We start from the raw sequence: 18,830 nt of genomic DNA on the forward strand, positions 1-18,830 counted from the left end.
GGAAAACAAGGTGATTGACCAAAATCGAAGTTACGAACAAGAAAGCGTCGAGCGGGCTTTAACGTGCGCTAACTGCGGTCAGAAGCTTCATGTGCTGGAAGTTCACGTGTGCTCCGATTGCTGCGCAGAACTGATGAGCGATCCGAATAGCTCAATGTACGAGGAAGAAGACGATGAGTGATTTCTCTGAGCTTATTTCCTTCAAAAAAGACAGAGAAGAAATGCGGACTGAATCTGTCTATTACGTTCAACACCGGAATAAACGCTCGGTGCTTGATCAGGAGTTGGTTATTACCGGAGACCTGGCATTCAGAACATATAAGGCCAGCATGGAAATGAAGGATTTCCCTAAATGTGGTTCTGAAAGAGAAGCCGCGTTAAAGCTGGCAGAGTGGATGCAGAGAATGGCAGCTGCAATTGAGAATTACTGGAGTGAACCATAATGGCTAACCTACGCAAAGAAGCACGCGGCAGAGAATGCCAGGTACGTATTTACGGCGTATGCAATGGCAACCCTGAAACTACAGTTCTGGCACATTACCGGATGGCTGGAATTTGCGGAACGGGAATGAAACCTGACGACCTGATCGGCGCATGGGCTTGTAGCGCGTGTCACGATGAAATCGACCGACGCACCCATAATCTCGACAACAAAGACGCCAGACTTTACCACCTCGAAGGCGTGATCAGGACGCAGGCGATACTACTGAAGGAGGGGAAGATTAAGCCATGAACGAATATCAGTTTGTGCTTCCATACCCGCCGTCTCTGAATACCTACTGGCGAAGACGAGGAAGCCAATATTACATAAGCGATAAAGGCCAGAAATACCGAAAAGACGTACAGCAAATCATCCGCCAACTCAAGTTAGACATTTTCACCAAATCACGACTCCGCATCAAAGTCATCGCAGACGTTCCAGACTCCCGCCGCCGCGACCTCGACAACATCCTGAAAGGTTTACTCGACTCCCTTATCCACGCCGGATTTGCGGAAGACGACGAGCAATTCGATGACATTCGCGTAATTCGTGGCGTGAAAGTTCCAGGCGGAAGGCTTGGAATAAAAATCACCGAACTGGAGAACGTATGAACGCCACAATTCAAACGATACCAGAGCCTCTTATCCAAACACGAGGCAATCAGACCGAAGTGGCGAGGATGCTTTCCTGCGCAAGAGGAACAGTGCTCAAGTACGACCGAGACAGCAAAGGCGAGCGTCACGCAATAGTTAACGGCGTCCTGATGGTAACGCCAGGCAAAAAGGGAAGACGATGAGACTCGAAAGCGTAGCTAAATTTCATTCGCCAAAAAGCCCGATGATGAGCGACTCACCACGGGCCACGGCTTCCGACTCTCTTTCCGGTACTGATGTGATGGCTGCTATGGGGATGGCGCAATCACAAGCCGGATTCGGAATGGCTGCATTCTGTGGTAAGCACGAACTCAGCCAGAACGACAAACAAAAGGCTATCAACTATCTGATGCAATTTGCACACAAGGTATCGGGGAAATACCGTGGTGTGGCAAAGCTCGAAGGAAATACTAAGGCAAAGGTACTGCAAGTGCTCGCAACATTCGCTTATGCGGATTATTGCCGTAGTGCCGCGACGCCGGGCGCAAGATGCAGAGATTGCCACGGTACAGGCCGTGCGGTTGATATAGCAAAAACAGAGCAGTGGGGGAGAGTTGTTGAGAAAGAGTGCGGAAGATGTAAAGGCGTCGGTTATTCAAGGATGCCTGCAAGCGCAGCATATCGCGCTGTAACGATGCTAATCCCAAACCTTACCCAACCCACCTGGTCACGCACTGTTAAGCCGCTGTATGACGCCCTGGTGATGCAATGCCACAAGGAAGAGTCAATTGCAGACAACATTTTGAATGCGGTCACGCGTTAGCAGCATGATTGCCACGGATGGCAACATATTAACGGCATGATGTTGACTTTTTGAATAAGGTTGGGTAAATTTGACCCAACGATGGGTTAATTCGCTCGTTGTGGTAGTGAGATAAAAAGAGGCGGCGCTTACTACCGATTCCGCCTAGTTGGTCACTTCGACGTATCGTCTGGAACTCCAACCATCGCAGGCTGAGAGGTCTGCAAATGCAATCCCGAAACAGTTCGCAGGTAATAGTTAGAGCCTGCATAACGGTTTCGGGATTTTTTATTTGGGTCAGTCGTATAAAGGTCATTACGGAAGGCTGTTAACCTTCTTATCGTGGTTCGAGTCCACGCTGTCCCGCCAAACATGCTGGTTTAGCTCTAATGGTAGAGCAGTCGCCTTGTAAGCGAATGGGTAGCGGTTCAAGTCCGTTAACCAGCACCATAACTGAGCCGTAGCCACTGGCTATCCTGAATTCATCAGTGATAGTTACGCTGCGGCCTTCTTTTTTCCCCTTCCCAATATAAGAACTACGCAATCCGTTACTGGCGGAGGCGTTGCTATGAAATCAATGGACAAAATCTCAACTGGCATTGCCTACGGAACATCTGCTGGTAGTGCAGGATACTGGTTTTTGCAGTGGTTGGATCAGGTCAGTCCGTCACAGTGGGCAGCGATTGGAGTGCTTGGAAGCCTTGTGTTGGGTTTTCTCACTTATCTGACAAATCTGTATTTCAAAATCAGAGAAGACAGACGAAAGGCTGCGAGAGGTGAATAATGCCTCCATCATTACGAAAAGCCGTTGCTGCTGCTATTGGTGGCGGGGCTATTGCCATAGCATCTGTGTTAATCACTGGCCCAAGTGGTAACGATGGTCTGGAAGGTGTGAGACATAATCCTTACAAAGACATAGTTGGTGTATGGACTGTATGTTACGGGCATACAGGAAAAGACATCATTCCCGGTAAAACGTATACCGAAGCAGAATGCAAAGCCCTCCTGAATAAAGACCTTGCCACAGTCGCCAGACAAATTAACCCGTACATCAAAGTCGATATACCGGAAACAACGCGCGGCGCTCTTTACTCGTTCGTTTACAACGTGGGTGCAGGCAATTTCAGAACATCGACGCTTCTTCGCAAAATAAACCAGGGCGATATCAAAGGCGCATGTGACCAGCTACGTCGCTGGACATACGCTGGCGGTAAGCAATGGAAAGGTCTCATGACTCGTCGTGAGATTGAGCGTGAAATCTGTTTGTGGGGTCAGCAATGAACAGAGTAACCGCGATTATCTCCGCTCTGGTTATCTGCATCATCGTCTGCCTGTCATGGGCTGTTAATCATTACCGTGATAACGCCATTACCTACAAAGCCCAGCGCGACAAAAATGCCAGAGAACTGAAGCTGGCGAACGCGGCAATTACTGACATGCAGATGCGCCAGCGTGATGTTGCTGCACTGGATGAAAAATACACGAAGGAGTTAGCTAATGCGAAAGCTGAAAATGATGCTCTGCGTGATGATGTTGCCGCTGGTCGTCGTCGGTTGCACATCAAAGCAGTCTGTCAGTCAGTGCGTGAAGCCACCACCGCCTCCGGCGTGGATAATGCAGCCTCCCCCCGACTGGCAGACACCGCTGAACGGGATTATTTCACCCTCAGAGAGAGGCTGATCACTATGCAAAAACAACTGGAAGGAACCCAGAAGTATATTAATGAGCAGTGCAGATAGAGCTGCCCATATCGATGGGCAACTCATGCAATTATTGTGAGCAATACACACGCGCTTCCAGCGGAGTATAAATGCCTAAAGTAATAAAACCGAGCAATCCATTTACGAATGTTTGCTGGGTTTCTGTTTTAACAACATTTTCTGCGCCGCCACAAATTTTGGCTGCATCAACAGTTTTCTCCTGTCCAATTCCCGAAACGAAGAAGTGATGGGTGATGGTTTCCTTTGGTGTTACTGCTGTCGGTTTGTTTCCAACAGTAAACGTCTGTTGAGCACATCCTGTAATAAGCATTGCCAGAGCGGCAGAAAACAACATTTTTTTCATCTTATTATCCTGCATTGTTAAAAACGGCAGAATCCTATGTGACAACAATTAAACGATAGTTAAATGGATTGATGAAAATTAAAACTATATAGGTGGATGCTCAGCCTATTGGAGGAGGGGGGCACTCAGAATCCTGTGGAATGAAATAAACCGCTCTTTCTGTCCATTACCCTTTTAGCTGCGCTGTATCGTCGCCGTATTCCCGCATTAACCATGACCGTAGCCCGACGGGGAATTCCTTCTGCGTGAGTGTGCGGGAATAATCAAAAACGATGCACACCGGGTTTTACTGTGCTGACAGACGCAGGGTTACCCTCATAGTCGCTTTTCCGGTGCGATGGTGGAAGAAACCGGGATGTTTATTCATCATCACTTTGGATTGATGTATATGCTCTCTTTTCTGACGTTAGTCTCCGACGGCAGGCTTCAATGACCCAGGCTGAGAAATTCCCAGACCCTTTTTGCTCAAGAGCGATGTTAATTTGTTCAATCATTTGGTTAGGAAAGCGGATGTTGCGGGTTGTTGTTCTGCGGGTTCTGTTCTTAGTTGACATGAGGTTGCCCCGTATTCAGTGTCGCTGATTTGTATTGTCTGAAGTTGTTTTTACGTTAAGTTGATGCAGATCAATTAATACGATACCTGCGTCATAATTGATTATTTGACGTGGTTTGATGGCGTAGATGCACGTTGTGACATGTAGATGATAATTATTATCATTTTGCGGGTCCTTTCCGGCGATCCGACAGGTTACGGGGCGGCGACCTCGCGGGTTTTCGCTATTTATGAAAATTTTCCGGTTTAAGGCGTTTCCGTTCTTCTTCGTCGTAACTTAATGTTTTTATTTAAAATACCCCCTGAAAAGAAAGGAAACGACAGGTGCTGAAAACGAACTTTTGGGCCTTTGTCGTTTCCTTTCTCTGTTTTTGGCCGTGGAATGAACAATGGAAGTCAACAAAAAGCAGCTGGCTGACATTTTCGGTGCGAGTATCCGTACCATTCAGAACTGGCAGGAACAGGGAATGCCCGTTCTGCGAGGCGGTGGCAAGGGTAATGAGGTGCTTTATGACTCTGCCGCCGTTATAAAATGGTATGCCGAAAGGGATGCTGAAATTGAGAACGAAAAGCTGCGCCGGGAGGTTGAAGAACTGCGGCAGTCCAGCGAGGCAGATCTCCAGCCAGGGACTATTGAGTACGAACGCCATCGACTTACGCGTGCGCAGGCCGACGCACAGGAACTGAAGAATGCCAGAGACTCCGCTGAAGTGGTGGAAACCGCATTCTGTACTTTCGTGTTGTCGCGGATCGCAGGTGAAATTGCCAGTATTCTCGACGGGATCCCCCTGTCGGTGCAGCGGCGTTTTCCGGAACTGGAAAACCGACATGTTGATTTCCTGAAACGGGATATCATCAAAGCCATGAACAAAGCAGCCGCGCTGGATGAACTGATACCGGGGTTGCTGAGTGAATATATCGAACAGTCAGGTTAACAGGCTGCGGCATTTTGTCCGCGCCGGGCTTCGCTCACTGTTCAGGCCGGAGCCACAGACCGCCGTTGAATGGGCGGATGCTAATTACTATCTCCCAAAAGAATCCGCATACCAGGAAGGGCGCTGGGAAACACTGCCCTTTCAGCGGGCCATCATGAATGCGATGGGCAGTGACTACATCCGCGAGGTGAATGTGGTGAAGTCTGCCCGTGTTGGTTATTCCAAAATGCTGCTGGGTGTTTATGCCTACTTCATAGAGCATAAGCAGCGCAACACCCTTATCTGGTTGCCGACGGATGGTGATGCCGAGAACTTTATGAAAACTCACGTTGAGCCGACCATCCGTGATATTCCTTCGCTGCTGGCGCTGGCCCCGTGGTATGGCAAAAAGCACCGGGATAACACGCTCACCATGAAGCGTTTCACCAATGGTCGTGGCTTCTGGTGCCTGGGCGGTAAAGCGGCAAAAAACTACCGTGAAAAGTCAGTGGATGTGGCGGGTTATGATGAACTTGCTGCCTTTGATGAGGATATTGAACAGGAAGGCTCTCCGACGTTCCTGGGCGATAAGCGTATTGAAGGCTCGGTCTGGCCAAAGTCCATCCGTGGCTCCACGCCCAAAGTGAGAGGCACCTGCCAGATTGAGCGTGCAGCCAGTGAATCCCCGCATTTTATGCGTTTTCATGTTGCCTGCCCGCACTGCGGGAAGGAGCAGTACCTTAAATTTGGCGACAAAGAGACGCCGTTTGGCCTCAAATGGATGCCGGATGATCCCTCCAGCGTGTTTTATCTCTGTGAGCATAATGCCTGCGTCATCCGTCAGCAGGAGCTGGACTTTACTGATGCCCGTTATATCTGCGAAAAGACCGGGATCTGGACCCGTGATGGCATTCTCTGGTTTTCGTCATCCGGTGAAGAGATTGAACCGCCTGACAGTGTGACCTTTCACATCTGGACGGCGTACAGCCCGTTCACCACCTGGGTGCAGATTGTAAAAGACTGGATGAAGACGAAAGGGGATACGGGAAAACGTAAAACCTTCGTGAACACCACGCTCGGTGAGACGTGGGAAGCGAAAATCGGCGAACGTCCGGATGCTGAAGTGATGGCAGAGCGGAAAGAGCATTATTCAGCGCCCGTTCCTGACCGTGTGGCTTACCTGACCGCCGGTATCGACTCCCAGCTGGACCGCTACGAAATGCGCGTATGGGGATGGGGGCCGGGTGAGGAAAGTTGGCTGATTGACCGGCAGATTATTATGGGTCGCCACGACGATGAACAGACGCTGCTGCGTGTGGATGAGGCCATCAATAAAACCTATACCCGCCGGAATGGTGCAGAAATGTCGATATCCCGTATCTGCTGGGATACTGGCGGGATTGACCCGACCATTGTGTATGAACGCTCGAAAAAGCATGGGCTGTTCCGGGTGATCCCCATTAAAGGGGCATCCGTCTACGGTAAGCCGGTGGCCAGCATGCCTCGTAAGCGAAACAAAAACGGGGTTTACCTTACCGAAATCGGTACGGATACCGCGAAAGAGCAGATTTATAACCGCTTCACACTGACGCCGGAAGGGGATGAACCGCTTCCCGGTGCCGTTCACTTCCCGAATAACCCGGATATTTTTGATCTGACCGAAGCGCAGCAGCTGACGGCTGAAGAGCAGGTCGAAAAATGGGTGGATGGCAGGAAAAAAATACTGTGGGACAGTAAAAAGCGACGCAATGAGGCACTCGACTGCTTCGTTTATGCGCTGGCGGCGCTGCGCATCAGTATTTCCCGCTGGCAGCTGGATCTCAGCGCACTGCTGGCGAGCCTGCAGGAAGAGGATGGTGCAGCAACCAACAAGAAAACACTGGCAGAATACGCCCGTGCCTTATCCGGAGAGGATGAATGACGCGACAGGAAGAACTTGCCGCTGCCCGTGCGGCACTGCATGACCTGATGACAGGAAAACGGGTGGCAACGGTACAGAAAGACGGACGGCGAGTGGAGTTTACGACCACTTCCGTGTCTGACCTGAAAAAATACATTGCTGAGCTGGAAGTGCAGACCGGCATGACACAGCGACGCAGGGGACCTGCAGGATTTTATGTATGAAAATGTCCACCATTCCCACCCTTCTGGGGCCGGACGGCATGACATCGCTGCGTGAATATGCCGGTTATCACGGCGGTGGCAGCGGATTTGGTGGGCAGTTGCGGGCGTGGAACCCACCGAGTGAAAGTGTGGATGCAGCCCTGCTGCCCAACTTTACCCGTGGCAATGCCCGCGCAGACGATCTGGTACGCAATAACGGCTATGCCGCCAACGCCATCCAGCTGCATCAGGATCATATCGTCGGGTCTTTTTTCCGGCTCAGTCATCGCCCAAGCTGGCGCTATCTGGGCATCGGGGAGGAAGAAGCCCGTGCCTTTTCCCGCGAGGTTGAAGCGGCATGGAAAGAGTTTGCCGAGGATGACTGCTGCTGCATTGACGTTGAGCGAAAACGCACGTTTACCATGATGATTCGGGAAGGTGTGGCCATGCACGCCTTTAACGGTGAACTGTTCGTTCAGGCCACCTGGGATACCAGTTCGTCGCGGCTGTTCCGGACACAGTTCCGGATGGTCAGCCCGAAGCGCATCAGCAACCCGAACAATACCGGCGACAGCCGGAACTGCCGTGCCGGTGTGCAGATTAATGACAGCGGCGCGGCGCTGGGATATTACGTCAGCGAGGACGGGTATCCTGGCTGGATGCCGCAGAAATGGACATGGATACCCCGTGAGTTACCCGGCGGGCGCGCCTCGTTCATTCACGTTTTTGAACCCGTGGAGGACGGGCAGACTCGCGGTGCAAATGTGTTTTACAGCGTGATGGAGCAGATGAAGATGCTCGACACGCTGCAGAACACGCAGCTGCAGAGCGCCATTGTGAAGGCGATGTATGCCGCCACCATTGAAAGTGAGCTGGATACGCAGTCAGCGATGGATTTTATTCTGGGCGCGAACAGTCAGGAGCAGCGGGAAAGGCTGACCGGCTGGATTGGTGAAATTGCCGCGTATTACGCCGCCGCGCCGGTCCGGCTGGGAGGCGCAAAAGTGCCACACCTGATGCCGGGTGACTCACTGAACCTGCAGACGGCTCAGGACACGGATAACGGCTACTCCGTTTTTGAGCAGTCACTGCTGCGGTATATCGCAGCCGGGCTGGGTGTCTCGTATGAGCAGCTTTCCCGGAATTACGCCCAGATGAGCTACTCCACGGCACGGGCCAGCGCGAACGAGTCGTGGGCGCACTTTATGGGGCGGCGAAAATTCGTCGCATCCCGTCAGGCGAGCCAGATGTTTCTGTGCTGGCTGGAAGAGGCCATCGTTCGCCGCGTGGTGACGTTACCTTCAAAAGCGCGCTTCAGTTTTCAGGAAGCCCGCAGTGCCTGGGGGAACTGCGACTGGATAGGCTCCGGTCGTATGGCCATCGATGGTCTGAAAGAAGTACAGGAAGCGGTGATGCTGATAGAAGCCGGACTGAGCACCTACGAGAAAGAGTGCGCAAAACGCGGCGACGACTATCAGGAAATTTTTGCCCAGCAGGTCCGTGAAACGATGGAGCGCCGCGCGGCTGGTCTTAAACCGCCCGCCTGGGCGGCTGCAGCATTTGAATCCGGGCTGCGACAATCAACAGAGGAGGAGAAGAGTGACAGCAGAGCTGCGTAATCTCCCGCATATTGCCAGCATGGCCTTTAATGAGCCGCTGATGCTTGAACCCGCCTATGCGCGGGTTTTCTTTTGTGCGCTTGCAGGCCAGCTTGGGATCAGCCGCCTGACGGATGCGGTGTCCGGCGACAGCCTGACTGCCCAGGAGGCACTCGCGACGCTGGCATTATCCGGTGATGATGACGGACCACGACAGGCCCGCAGTTATCAGGTCATGAACGGCATCGCCGTGCTGCCGGTGTCCGGCACGCTGGTCAGCCGGACGCGGGCGCTGCAGCCGTACTCGGGGATGACCGGTTACAACGGCATTATCGCCCGTCTGCAACAGGCTGCCAGCGATCCGATGGTGGACGGCATTCTGCTCGATATGGACACGCCCGGCGGGATGGTGGCGGGGGCATTTGACTGCGCTGACATCATCGCCCGTGTGCGTGACATAAAACCGGTATGGGCGCTTGCCAACGACATGAACTGCAGTGCAGGTCAGTTGCTTGCCAGTGCCGCCTCCCGGCGTCTGGTCACGCAGACCGCCCGGACAGGCTCCATCGGCGTCATGATGGCTCACAGTAATTACGGTGCTGCGCTGGAGAAACAGGGTGTGGAAATCACGCTGATTTACAGCGGCAGCCATAAGGTGGATGGCAACCCCTACAGCCATCTTCCGGATGACGTCCGGGAGACACTGCAGTCCCGGATGGACGCAACCCGCCAGATGTTTGCGCAGAAGGTGTCGGCATATACCGGCCTGTCCGTGCAGGCTGTGCTGGATACCGAGGCTGCAGTGTACAGCGGTCAGGAGGCCATTGATGCCGGACTGGCTGATGAACTTGTTAACAGCACCGATGCGATCACCGTCATGCGTGATGCACTGGATGCACGTAAATCCCGTCTCTCAGGAGGGCGAATGACCAAAGAGACTCAATCAACAACTGTTTCAGCCACTGCTTCGCAGGCTGACATCACCACCGTGGTGCAAGCGACGGAGGGCGAAAACGCCAGCGCGGCGCAGCCGGACGTGAACGCGCAGATCACCGCAGCGGTTGCGGCAGAAAATAGCCGCATTATGGGGATCCTCAACTGTGAGGATGCTCACGGACGCGAAGAACAGGCCCGCGTGCTGGCAGAAACCCCCGGTATGACCGTGGAAACGGCCCGCCGCATTCTGGCCGCAGCACCACAGAGTGCACAGGCGCGCAGTGACACTGCGCTGGATCGTCTGATGCAGGGGGCACCGGCACCGCTGGCTGCAGGTAACCCGGCATCTGATGCCGTTAACGATTTGCTGAACACACCAGTGTAAGGGATGTTTATGACGAGCAAAGAAACCTTTACCCATTACCAGCCGCTGGGCAACAGTGACCCGGCTCATACCGCAACCGCGCCCGGCGGATTGAGTGCGAAAGCGCCTGCAATGACCCCGCTGATGCTGGACACCGCCACCCGTAAGCTGGTTGCGTGGGATGGCACCACCGACGGTGCTGCCGTTGGCATTCTGGCGGTTGCTGCTGACCAGACCAGCACCACGCTGACGTTCTACAAGTCCGGCACGTTCCGTTATGAGGATGTGCTCTGGCCGGAGGCTGCCAGCGACGAGACGAAAAAACGGACCGCGTTTGCCGGAACGGCAATCAGCATCGTTTAACTTTACCCTTCATCACTAAAGGCCGCCTGTGCGGCTTTTTTTACGGGATTTTTTTATGTCGATGTACACAACCGCCCAACTGCTGGCGGCAAATGAGCAGAAATTTAAGTTTGATCCACTGTTTCTGCGTCTCTTTTTCCGTGAGAGCTATCCCTTCACCACGGAGAAAGTCTATCTCTCACAAATTCCGGGACTGGTAAACATGGCGCTGTACGTTTCGCCGATTGTTTCCGGTGAGGTTATCCGTTCCCGTGGCGGCTCCACCTCTGAATTTACGCCGGGATATGTCAAGCCGAAGCATGAGGTGAATCCGCAGATGACCCTGCGTCGCCTGCCGGATGAAGATCCGCAGAATCTGGCGGACCCGGCTTACCGCCGCCGTCGCATCATCATGCAGAACATGCGTGATGAAGAGCTGGCCATTGCCCAGGTCGAAGAGATGCAGGCAGTTTCTGCCGTGCTTAAGGGCAAATACACCATGACCGGTGAAGCCTTTGATCCGGTTGAGGTGGATATGGGCCGCAGTGCGGCGAATAACATCACGCAGTCCGGCGGCACGGAGTGGAGCAAGCGTGACAAGTCCACGTATGACCCGACCGACGATATCGAGGCCTACGCGCTGAACGCCAGCGGTGTGGTGAATATCATCGTGTTCGATCCGAAAGGCTGGGCGCTGTTCCGTTCCTTCAAAGCCGTCAAGGAGAAGCTGGATACCCGTCGCGGCTCTAATTCCGAGCTGGAGACAGCGGTAAAAGACCTGGGCGAAGCGGTGTCCTATAAGGGGATGTATGGCGATGTGGCGATCGTCGTGTATTCCGGACAGTACGTGGAAAACGACGTCAAAAAGAACTTCCTGCCGGACAACACGATGGTGCTGGGGAACACTCAGGCACGCGGTCTGCGCACCTATGGCTGCATTCAGGATGCGGACGCACAGCGCGAAGGCATTAACGCCTCTGCCCGCTACCCGAAAAACTGGGTGACCACCGGCGATCCGGCGCGTGAGTTCACCATGATTCAGTCAGCACCGCTGATGCTGCTGGCTGACCCTGATGCGTTCGTGTCCGTACAACTGGCGTAATCGTGGCCCTTCGGGGCCATTTTCTCTCTGTGGAGGAGTCCATGACGAAAGATGAACTGATTGCCCGTCTCCGGTCGTTGGGTGAGCAACTGAACCGTGATGTCAGCCTGACGGGGACGAAAGAAGAACTGGCGCTCCGTGTGGCAGAGCTGGAAGAAGAGCTTGATGACACGGGTGATATTGCCGGTCAGGACACCCCTCTCAGCCCGGAAAATGTGCTGACCGGGCATGAAAATGAGGCTGTATCAGCGCAGCCGGATACCGTGATTCAGGATGCGGCTGATCTGGTCACGGTCGTGGCACTGGTGACGCTGCACACCGATGCACTTCACGCCACGCGGGATGAAACTGTGGCATTTGTGCTGCCGGGAACGGCGTTTCGTGTCTCTGCCGGTGTGGCAGCCGAAATGACAGAGCGCGGCCTGGCCAGAATGCAATAACGGGAGGCGCTGTGGCTGATTTCGATAACCTGTTCGATGCTGCCATTGCCCGCGCCGATGAAACGATACGCGGGTACATGGGAACGTCAGCCACCATTACATCCGGTGAGCAGTCCGGCGCAGTAATACGTGGTGTTTTTGATGACCCTGAAAATATCAGCTATGCCGGACAGGGCGTGCGCGTTGAAGGCTCCAGCCCGTCCCTGTTTGTCCGGACTGATGAGGTGCGGCAGCTGCGGCGTGGAGACACGCTGACCATCGGTGAGGAAAATTTCTGGGTAGACCGGGTTTCGCCGGATGATGGCGGAAGCTGTCATCTCTGGCTTGGACGGGGCGTACCGCCTGCCGTTAACCGTCGCCGCTGAAAGGGGGATGTATGGCCATAAAAGGTCTTGAGCAGGCCGTTGAAAACCTCAGCCGTATCAGCAAAACGGCGGTGCCTGGTGCCGCCGCAATGGCTATTAACCGCGTTGCTTCATCCGCGATATCGCAGTCTGCGTCACAGGTTGCCCGTGAGACAAAGGTACGCCGGAAACTGGTAAAGGAAAGGGCCAGGCTGAAAAGGGCCACGGTCAAAAATCCGCAGGCCAGAATCAAAGTTAACCGGGGGGATTTGCCCGTAATCAAGCTGGGTAATGCGCGGGTTGTCCTGTCCCGCCGCAGGCGTCGTAAAAAGGGGCAGCGTTCATCCCTGAAAGGTGGCGGCAGCGTGCTTGTGGTGGGTAACCGTCGTATTCCCGGCGCGTTTATTCAGCAACTGAAAAATGGCCGGTGGCATGTCATGCAGCGTGTGGCCGGGAAAAACCGTTACCCCATTGATGTGGTGAAAATCCCGATGGCGGTGCCGCTTACCACGGCGTTTAAACAGAATATTGAACGGATACGGCGTGAACGTCTTCCGAAAGAGCTGGGCTATGCGCTGCAGCATCAACTGAGAATGGTAATAAAGCGATGAAACATACTGAACTCCGTGCAGCCGTACTGGATGCACTGGAGAAGCATGACACCGGGGCGACGCTTTTTGATGGTCGCCCCGCTGTTTTTGATGAGGAAGATTTTCCGGCAATTGCCGTTTATCTCACCGGCGCTGAATACACGGGCGAAGAGCTGGACAGCGATACCTGGCAGGCGGAGCTGCATATTGAAGTTTTCCTGCCTGCTCAGGTGCCGGATTCAGAGCTGGATTCGTGGATGGAGTCCCGGATTTATCCGGTGATGAGCGATATCCCGGCACTGTCAGATTTGATCACCAGTATGGTGGCCAGTGGCTATGACTACCGGCGCGACGATGATGCGGGCCTGTGGAGTTCAGCCGATCTGACTTATGTCATTACCTATGAAATGTGAGGACGCTATGCCTGTACCAAATCCAACAATGCCGGTAAAAGGTGCCGGGACCACACTGTGGGTTTATAAGGGGAACGGTGACCCTTATGCGAACCCGCTTTCAGACGTTGACTGGTCGCGTCTGGCAAAAGTTAAAGACCTGACGCCCGGCGAACTGACCGCTGAGTCCTATGACGACAGCTATCTCGATGATGAAGATGCAGACTGGACTGCGACCGGGCAGGGGCAGAAATCTGCCGGAGATACCAGCTTCACGCTGGCGTGGATGCCCGGAGAGCAGGGGCAGCAGGCGCTGCTGGCGTGGTTTAATGAAGGTGATACCCGTGCCTATAAAATCCGCTTCCCGAACGGCACGGTCGATGTGTTCCGTGGCTGGGTCAGCAGTATCGGTAAGGCGGTGACGGCGAAGGAAGTGATCACCCGCACGGTGAAGGTCACCAATGTGGGACGCCCGTCGATGGCTGAAGATCGCAGTACGGTGACGGCGGCAACCGGCATGACGGTAACGCCAGCCAGTGCTTCTGTAGTGAAAGGGCAGAGCACCACGCTGACCGTGGCATTCCAGCCGGAAGGCGTAACCGACAAGAGCTTCCGTGCGGTGTCTTCGGATAAAACAAAAGCCACCGTGTCGGTCAGTGGTATGACCATCACCGTGAACGGCGTTGCTGCAGGCAAGGTCAACATTCCGGTCGTATCCGGTAATGGTGAACTTGCTGCTGTTGCAGAAATCACCGTCACCGCCAGTTAATCCGGAGAGTCAGCGATGTTCCTGAAAACCGAATCATTTGAATATAACGGCGTGACCGTCACGCTTTCTGAACTGTCAGCCCTGCAGCGTATTGAGCATCTCGCCCTGATGAAACAGCAGGCAGAATCCGACAGCAACCGGAAGTTTACTGTGGAAGACGTCATCAGAACCGGCGCTTTTGTGGTGGCGATGTCTCTGTGGCATAACCATCCGAAGAAGACGCAGATGCCGTCCATGAATGAAGCCGTTAAACAGATTGAGCAGGAAGTGCTTACCACCTGGCCCACAGAGGCAATTTCTCATGCTGAAAACGTGGTGTACCGGCTGTCCGGTATGTATGAGTTTGTGGTGAATAATGCCCCTGAACAGGCAGATGACGCCGGGCCTGCAGAGCCTGTTTCTGCGGGAAAGTGTTCGACGGTGAGCTGAGTTTTGCCCTGAAACTGGCGCGTGAGATGGGGCGACCCGACTGGCGCGCCATGCTTGCCGGGATGTCATCCACGGAGTATGCCGACTGGCACCGCTTTTACAGTACCCATTATTTTCATGATGTTCTGCTGGATATGCACTTTTCCGGGCTGACGTACACCGTGCTCAGCCTGTTTTTCAGCGATCCGGATATGCATCCGCTGGATTTCAGTCTGCTGAACCGGTGTGAGGCTGACGAAGAGCCTGAAGGTGATGTGCTGATGCAGAAAGCGGCAGGGCTTGCCGGAGGTGTTCGTTTTGGTCCGGACGGGAATGAAGTTATCCCCGCCTCCCCGGATGTGGCGGACATGACGGAGGATGACGTAATGCTGATGACAGTATCAGAAGGGATCGCAGGAGGAGTCCGGTATGGCTGAACCGGTAGGCGATCTGGTCGTTGATTTAAGTCTGGATGCGGCCAGATTTGACGAGCAGATGGCCAGAGTCAGGCGTCATTTTTCCGGTACGGAAACTGATGCGAAAAAAACAGCGGCAGTCGTTGAACAGTCAATGAACCGGCAGGCGCTGGCTGCACAGAAAGCGGGGATTTCCGTCGGGCAGTATAAAGCCGCCATGCGTATGCTGCCTGCGCAGTTCACCGACGTGGCCACACAGCTTGCAGGGGGGCAGAATCCGTGGCTGATCCTGCTGCAACAGGGTGGTCAGGTGAAGGACTCCTTCGGCGGGATGATCCCCATGTTCAGGGGGCTTGCCGGTGCGATCACCCTGCCGATGGTTGGTATCACTTCGCTGGCGGTGGCGACCGGTGCGCTGGCGTATGCCTGGTATCAGGGTGACTCAACCCTGTCCGATTTCAATAAAACGCTGGTCCTTTCCGGTAATCAGGCGGGACTGACGGCAGATCGTATGCTGGTCCTGTCCAGAGCCGGGCAGGCCGCAGGGCTGACGTTTAACCAGACAAGCGAGTCACTCAGCGCACTGGTTAAGGCGGGGGTAAGCGGCGAGGCTCAGATTGCGTCCATCAGCCAGAGTGTGGCGCGTTTCTCCTCTGCATCCGGCGTGGAGGTGGACAAGGTCGCTGAAGCCTTCGGGAAGCTGACCACTGACCCGACGTCGGGGCTGACGGCGATGGCGCGCCAGTTCCATAACGTGACGGCGGAGCAGATTGCATATGTTGCTCAGTTGCAGCGTTCCGGCGATGAAGCCGGGGCATTGCAGGCGGCGAACGAGGCCGCAACGAAAGGGTTTGATGACCAGACCCGTAAACTGAAAGATAACATGGGTACGCTGGAGACCTGGGCAGACAGGACTGCACAGGCATTCAAATCCATGTGGGATGCGGTGCTGGATATTGGCCGCCCGGACTCCTCTGCTGATATGCTCGCCAAAGCTGAAAAAGCTTTTGATGAAGCGGATAAAAAATGGCAGTGGTATCAGAGCCGGAGCCACCGGCGCGGTAAAACGTCAGCATTTCTTGCCAATCTTCGGGGGGCATGGGAGAAGAGAGAGAATGCGCGACTTGGGCTTTCAGCCGCCACGTTGCAGGCAGATCTTGAAAAGGCCAGTGAGATGGCAGCAAAAGATCGGGCCGAGTCTGAGGCATCACGGCTGAAATATACCGAAGAGGCGCAGAAGGCTTACGAACGCCTGCAGACACCGCTGGAGAAATATACCGCCCGCCAGGAGGAACTGAATAAGGCACTGAAAGACGGAAAAATCCTGCAGGCAGATTACAACACGCTGATGGCGGCGGCGAAAAAGGACTATGAAGCGACGCTGAAAAAGCCGAAGCAGTCCGGCGTGAAAGTGTCTGCGGGCGATCGTCAGGAAGACAGTGCTCATGCTGCCCTGCTGACGCTTCAGGCAGAACTCCGGACACTGGAGAAGCATGCCGGAGCGAATGAGAAAATCAGCCAGCAGCGCCGGGATATGTGGAAGGCAGAAAGTCAGTTCGCGGTACTGGAGGAGGCGGCACAACGTCGCCAGCTGTCCGCACAGGAGAAATCCCTGCTGGCGCATAAAGATGAGACGCTGGAGTACAAACGCCAGCTGGCTGCACTTGGTGACAAGGTCACGTATCAGGAGCGCCTGAACGCGCTGGCGCAGCAGGCGGATAAATTCGCACAGCAGCAACGGGCAAAACGGGCAGCCATTGAGGCGAAAAACCGGGGGCTGACTGACCGGCAGGCAGCGCGGGACGCCACGGAACAGCGCCTGAAGGAACAGTATGGCGATAATCCGCTGGCGCTGAATAGCGTCATGTCAGAGCAGAAAAAGACCTGGGCGGCTGAAGACCAGCTTCGCGGGAGCTGGATGGCAGGCCTCAGGTCAGGCTGGAGTGAGTGGGAAGAGAGCGCCACGGACAGTATGTCGCAGGTTAAAAGTGCAGCCACGCAGACCTTTGATGGTATTGCACAGAATATGGCGGCGATGCTGACCGGCAGTGAACAGAACTGGCGCAGCTTCACCCGTTCCGTGCTGTCCATGATGACAGAAATTCTGCTTAAGCAGGCAATGGTGGGGATTGTCGGGAGTATCGGCAGCGCCATTGGCGGTGCTGCCAGTAGTGGCGCATCAGCGTCAGGTGGTACAGCCATTCAGGCAGCTGCGGCGAAATTCCATTTTGCGACCGGAGGATTTACGGGAACCGGCGGCAAATATGAGCCAGCGGGGATTGTTCACCGTGGTGAATTTGTCTTCACGAAGGAGGCAACCAGCCGGATTGGCGTGGGGAATCTCTACCGGCTGATGCGCGGCTATGCCACCGGTGGTTATGTCGGTACACCGGGCAGCCTGGCGGACAGCCGGTCGCAGGCGTCCGGGAAGTTTGAGCAGAATAACCATGTGGTGATTAATAACGACGGCACGAACGGTCAGATAGGTCCGGCTGCTCTGAAGGCGGTGTATGACATGGCCCGCAAGGGTGCCCGTGATGAAATTCAGACACAGATGCGTGATGGTGGCCTGTTCTCCGGAGGTGGACGATGAAAACCTTCCGCTGGAAAGTGAAACCCGGTATGGATGTGGCTTCGGCCCCTTCCGTCAGGAAGGTGCGCTTTGGTGATGGCTATTCCCAGCGAGCGCCTGCCGGGCTGAATGTCGACCTGAAAACGTACAGCGTGACGCTTTCTGTTCCCCGTTGGGAGGCCGCGGCGCTGGAGTCGTTTCTGGCTGAGCACGGGGGCTGGAAGGCCTTTCTGTGGACGCCGCCTTATGGCTACCGGCAGATAAAGGTGACCTGCGCAAAATGGTCGTCGCGGGTCAGTATGTTGCGTGTTGAGTTCAGCGCAGAGTTTGAACAGGTGGTGAACTGATGCAGGATATCCGACAGGAAACACTGAATGAATGCACCCGTGCGGAGCAGTCTGCCAGCGTGGTGCTCTGGGAAATCGATCTGACAGAGGTCGGTGGTGAACGTTATTTTTTCTGTAATGAGCAGAACGAAAAAGGTGAGCCGGTCACCTGGCAGGGGCGGCAGTATCAGGCATACCCCATTCAGGGGACGGGATTTGAACTGAACGGCAAGGGCAGTGCTGCCCGTCCGACACTGACGGTCTCTAACCTGCACGGCATGGTCACCGGGATGGCGGAAGAACTGCAGAGTCTGGTCTGCGGAACGGTGGTCAGGCGTAAGGTTTATGCCCGTTTTCTGGATGCGGTGAACTTCGTCAACGGAAACAGCGACGCCGATCCGGAGCAGGAGGTGATCAGCCGCTGGCGCATTGAGCAGTGCAGCGAACTGAGCGCGGTGAGTGCCTCCTTTGTACTGTCCACGCCGACGGAAACGGACGGCGCTGTTTTTCCGGGACGTATCATGCTGGCCAACACCTGCACCTGGACCTATCGCGGTGATGAGTGCGGTTATAGCGGTCCGGCGGTCGCGGATGAATATGACCAGCCGACGTCCGATATCACGAAGGATAAATGCAGCAAATGCCTGAGTGGCTGCAAGTTTCGCAATAACGTCGGCAACTTTGGCGGCTTCCTTTCCATTAACAAACTTTCGCAGTAAAT

28 protein-coding genes and 2 tRNA genes are annotated in these 18,830 nt (G+C 54.6%); 28 read left to right on the forward strand and 2 right to left on the reverse strand.

All coding sequences use genetic code 11. The features are described from left to right. Positions 1 to 10 precede the first annotated feature (10 nt). The 11 genes from FEK43_RS17885 to rzoD all read left to right on the forward strand — a co-directional run bounded on the left by FEK43_RS17885 (position 11) and on the right by rzoD (position 3,556). Positions 11 to 181 (forward strand): protein NinF, encoded by a 171-nt coding sequence (locus FEK43_RS17885; protein WP_000567005.1) that lies wholly within the window; start codon positions 11 to 13, stop codon positions 179 to 181. After that, positions 174 to 443 carry a hypothetical protein gene (locus FEK43_RS17890; protein WP_001279421.1) on the forward strand — a complete coding sequence of 90 codons (270 nt, stop codon included), beginning with the start codon at positions 174 to 176 and terminating at the stop codon, positions 441 to 443. The genes FEK43_RS17885 and FEK43_RS17890 overlap by 8 nt, the downstream gene beginning before the upstream one ends. Next, complete coding sequence (locus tag FEK43_RS17895; RefSeq protein ID WP_000002243.1) at positions 443 to 733, forward strand: DUF1364 domain-containing protein; 291 nt, start codon at positions 443 to 445, stop codon at positions 731 to 733. The genes FEK43_RS17890 and FEK43_RS17895 overlap by 1 nt, the downstream gene beginning before the upstream one ends. Then, entirely contained in the window at positions 730 to 1,092 is a 363-nt protein-coding gene (locus FEK43_RS17900; protein WP_001008180.1) for a RusA family crossover junction endodeoxyribonuclease, read from the forward strand. The genes FEK43_RS17895 and FEK43_RS17900 overlap by 4 nt, the downstream gene beginning before the upstream one ends. Continuing rightward, positions 1,089 to 1,277 carry a protein ninH gene (locus FEK43_RS17905; RefSeq protein WP_135406893.1) on the forward strand — a complete coding sequence of 63 codons (189 nt, stop codon included), beginning with the start codon at positions 1,089 to 1,091 and terminating at the stop codon, positions 1,275 to 1,277. Before FEK43_RS17900 ends, FEK43_RS17905 begins: the two co-directional genes overlap by 4 nt. Next, complete coding sequence (locus FEK43_RS17910) at positions 1,274 to 1,897, forward strand: antitermination protein (protein WP_096252404.1); 624 nt, start codon at positions 1,274 to 1,276, stop codon at positions 1,895 to 1,897. The genes FEK43_RS17905 and FEK43_RS17910 overlap by 4 nt, the downstream gene beginning before the upstream one ends. Before the next feature lie 273 nt (positions 1,898 to 2,170). Beyond that, a tRNA-Asn gene (locus FEK43_RS17920) sits at positions 2,171 to 2,245 on the forward strand. 5 nt (positions 2,246 to 2,250) lie between these two features. Continuing rightward, a tRNA-Thr gene (locus tag FEK43_RS17925) sits at positions 2,251 to 2,326 on the forward strand. Positions 2,327 to 2,444: 118 nt separating this feature from the next. Then, a complete protein-coding gene (locus tag FEK43_RS17930) occupies positions 2,445 to 2,660 on the forward strand; it encodes a class II holin family protein (RefSeq protein ID WP_000839574.1) in 216 nt (71 codons plus the stop codon). After that, entirely contained in the window at positions 2,660 to 3,157 is a 498-nt protein-coding gene (rrrD, locus tag FEK43_RS17935; protein WP_097294341.1) for a lysozyme RrrD, read from the forward strand. Before FEK43_RS17930 ends, rrrD begins: the two co-directional genes overlap by 1 nt. Before the next feature lie 216 nt (positions 3,158 to 3,373). Continuing rightward, a complete protein-coding gene (gene rzoD / locus FEK43_RS17940; RefSeq protein WP_001228695.1) occupies positions 3,374 to 3,556 on the forward strand; it encodes a prophage lysis lipoprotein RzoD in 183 nt (60 codons plus the stop codon). 90 nt (positions 3,557 to 3,646) lie between these two features. Here rzoD and iss read toward each other — a convergent pair whose 3' ends face one another. After that, positions 3,647 to 3,940 carry an increased serum survival lipoprotein Iss gene (gene iss / locus FEK43_RS17945; protein WP_000738423.1) on the reverse strand — a complete coding sequence of 98 codons (294 nt, stop codon included), beginning with the start codon at positions 3,938 to 3,940 and terminating at the stop codon, positions 3,647 to 3,649. A gap of 359 nt (positions 3,941 to 4,299) precedes the next feature. After that, positions 4,300 to 4,494 (reverse strand): YlcI/YnfO family protein, encoded by a 195-nt coding sequence (locus tag FEK43_RS17950; RefSeq protein ID WP_001415975.1) that lies wholly within the window; start codon positions 4,492 to 4,494, stop codon positions 4,300 to 4,302. A 388-nt stretch (positions 4,495 to 4,882) separates the two neighbouring features. Between FEK43_RS17950 and FEK43_RS17955 the strand changes: the two genes are divergently transcribed. From FEK43_RS17955 to FEK43_RS18035, 17 genes are read left to right on the forward strand one after another with little or no spacing between them, the layout of a single operon-like run. Further along, positions 4,883 to 5,428 carry a DNA-packaging protein gene (locus FEK43_RS17955; RefSeq protein ID WP_000453592.1) on the forward strand — a complete coding sequence of 182 codons (546 nt, stop codon included), beginning with the start codon at positions 4,883 to 4,885 and terminating at the stop codon, positions 5,426 to 5,428. Next, positions 5,403 to 7,328, forward strand: a complete 1,926-nt coding sequence (locus tag FEK43_RS17960; protein ID WP_039022778.1) for a phage terminase large subunit family protein — start codon at positions 5,403 to 5,405, stop codon at positions 7,326 to 7,328. The genes FEK43_RS17955 and FEK43_RS17960 overlap by 26 nt, the downstream gene beginning before the upstream one ends. Continuing rightward, complete coding sequence (locus FEK43_RS17965) at positions 7,325 to 7,531, forward strand: gpW family protein (protein ID WP_000198153.1); 207 nt, start codon at positions 7,325 to 7,327, stop codon at positions 7,529 to 7,531. The genes FEK43_RS17960 and FEK43_RS17965 overlap by 4 nt, the downstream gene beginning before the upstream one ends. Further along, a complete protein-coding gene (locus FEK43_RS17970) occupies positions 7,528 to 9,129 on the forward strand; it encodes a phage portal protein (RefSeq protein ID WP_089622465.1) in 1,602 nt (533 codons plus the stop codon). The genes FEK43_RS17965 and FEK43_RS17970 overlap by 4 nt, the downstream gene beginning before the upstream one ends. Further along, positions 9,110 to 10,429, forward strand: coding sequence for a S49 family peptidase (locus FEK43_RS17975; RefSeq protein ID WP_135406891.1), 1,320 nt, complete (start codon positions 9,110 to 9,112; stop codon positions 10,427 to 10,429). The genes FEK43_RS17970 and FEK43_RS17975 overlap by 20 nt, the downstream gene beginning before the upstream one ends. A 9-nt stretch (positions 10,430 to 10,438) precedes the next feature. Beyond that, entirely contained in the window at positions 10,439 to 10,771 is a 333-nt protein-coding gene (locus tag FEK43_RS17980) for a head decoration protein (protein WP_001345004.1), read from the forward strand. A gap of 55 nt (positions 10,772 to 10,826) precedes the next feature. Next, on the forward strand, positions 10,827 to 11,852 hold the full coding sequence (locus tag FEK43_RS17985; RefSeq protein WP_135406887.1) for a major capsid protein: 1,026 nt from the start codon (positions 10,827 to 10,829) through the stop codon (positions 11,850 to 11,852). Positions 11,853 to 11,893: 41 nt separating this feature from the next. After that, a complete protein-coding gene (locus FEK43_RS17990) occupies positions 11,894 to 12,292 on the forward strand; it encodes a DNA-packaging protein FI (protein ID WP_135406884.1) in 399 nt (132 codons plus the stop codon). Positions 12,293 to 12,303: 11 nt separating this feature from the next. Further along, a complete protein-coding gene (locus FEK43_RS17995; RefSeq protein ID WP_000752979.1) occupies positions 12,304 to 12,657 on the forward strand; it encodes a head-tail joining protein in 354 nt (117 codons plus the stop codon). A gap of 11 nt (positions 12,658 to 12,668) precedes the next feature. Next, positions 12,669 to 13,247 carry a phage tail protein gene (locus FEK43_RS18000; RefSeq protein ID WP_000975070.1) on the forward strand — a complete coding sequence of 193 codons (579 nt, stop codon included), beginning with the start codon at positions 12,669 to 12,671 and terminating at the stop codon, positions 13,245 to 13,247. Beyond that, on the forward strand, positions 13,244 to 13,639 hold the full coding sequence (locus FEK43_RS18005) for a phage minor tail U family protein (RefSeq protein ID WP_000683145.1): 396 nt from the start codon (positions 13,244 to 13,246) through the stop codon (positions 13,637 to 13,639). Before FEK43_RS18000 ends, FEK43_RS18005 begins: the two co-directional genes overlap by 4 nt. A gap of 7 nt (positions 13,640 to 13,646) precedes the next feature. Then, complete coding sequence (locus FEK43_RS18010) at positions 13,647 to 14,387, forward strand: phage tail protein (protein WP_135406881.1); 741 nt, start codon at positions 13,647 to 13,649, stop codon at positions 14,385 to 14,387. A 15-nt stretch (positions 14,388 to 14,402) separates the two neighbouring features. Next, positions 14,403 to 14,816, forward strand: a complete 414-nt coding sequence (locus FEK43_RS18015) for a phage minor tail protein G (protein WP_000479201.1) — start codon at positions 14,403 to 14,405, stop codon at positions 14,814 to 14,816. Further along, positions 14,798 to 15,232, forward strand: a complete 435-nt coding sequence (locus tag FEK43_RS18020) for a phage tail assembly protein T (RefSeq protein ID WP_000459449.1) — start codon at positions 14,798 to 14,800, stop codon at positions 15,230 to 15,232. The genes FEK43_RS18015 and FEK43_RS18020 overlap by 19 nt, the downstream gene beginning before the upstream one ends. Further along, positions 15,225 to 17,804 (forward strand): phage tail tape measure protein, encoded by a 2,580-nt coding sequence (locus FEK43_RS18025; RefSeq protein ID WP_135406879.1) that lies wholly within the window; start codon positions 15,225 to 15,227, stop codon positions 17,802 to 17,804. The genes FEK43_RS18020 and FEK43_RS18025 overlap by 8 nt, the downstream gene beginning before the upstream one ends. Next, the gene (locus FEK43_RS18030) at positions 17,801 to 18,130 is read left to right on the forward strand and encodes a phage tail protein (protein WP_130216524.1); all 330 of its coding nucleotides are present in this window, start codon (positions 17,801 to 17,803) and stop codon (positions 18,128 to 18,130) included. Before FEK43_RS18025 ends, FEK43_RS18030 begins: the two co-directional genes overlap by 4 nt. Then, complete coding sequence (locus tag FEK43_RS18035; protein WP_135406875.1) at positions 18,130 to 18,828, forward strand: phage minor tail protein L; 699 nt, start codon at positions 18,130 to 18,132, stop codon at positions 18,826 to 18,828. Before FEK43_RS18030 ends, FEK43_RS18035 begins: the two co-directional genes overlap by 1 nt. Positions 18,829 to 18,830: the final 2 nt, after the last annotated feature.

It is taken from the genome of Escherichia sp. E2562, assembly GCF_005781075.1.
In the GTDB taxonomy this organism is placed as follows: Bacteria; Pseudomonadota; Gammaproteobacteria; order Enterobacterales; family Enterobacteriaceae; genus Escherichia.